1 pseudogene is annotated in these 350 nt (G+C 65.7%); it reads left to right on the plus strand.

Annotated elements, in window-relative coordinates:
* A pseudogene (locus tag ABGA94_RS03945) lies at window positions 1-243 on the plus strand (hypothetical protein); the annotation flags it as partial.
* Window positions 244-350: the final 107 nt, after the last annotated feature.

The raw sequence follows: 350 nt of genomic DNA on the forward strand, positions 1-350 counted from the left end.
GTCAAGTACACGCCGGGTTTCCCGCGCAACTTCGTCATCCTCACCAACGAATCACCCCACGGCATCGCCCAGGCCCGGTCCAGCGCGCGCGAGCGCGTGGAGGTGGCAGCACGCAAGCAGATGGAAGTGGAGCTGGGCGAAAGCGAAACCCGCTTCAGCGCGCTGGCCGATGGCCTGCCGATGCCGGTGTGGGTGCTGGACGAGCGCGGCCATGCCCGTTTCGTCAACAGTGCCTTCAGCGAGCTCAGCATCGGGATCAGGGTCATCGACACCAGCAGCGAGATCGCGATGGCGATCGCCACGGTCAGCGCCTGGTCGCGGAACAGCTGTCCTGCAATCCCGTCGACGAA

The sequence above is a fragment of the Stenotrophomonas sp. 3diitr2024 genome, from assembly GCF_042136455.1.
GTDB classification, from domain to species: Bacteria; Pseudomonadota; Gammaproteobacteria; order Xanthomonadales; family Xanthomonadaceae; genus Stenotrophomonas; species Stenotrophomonas sepilia.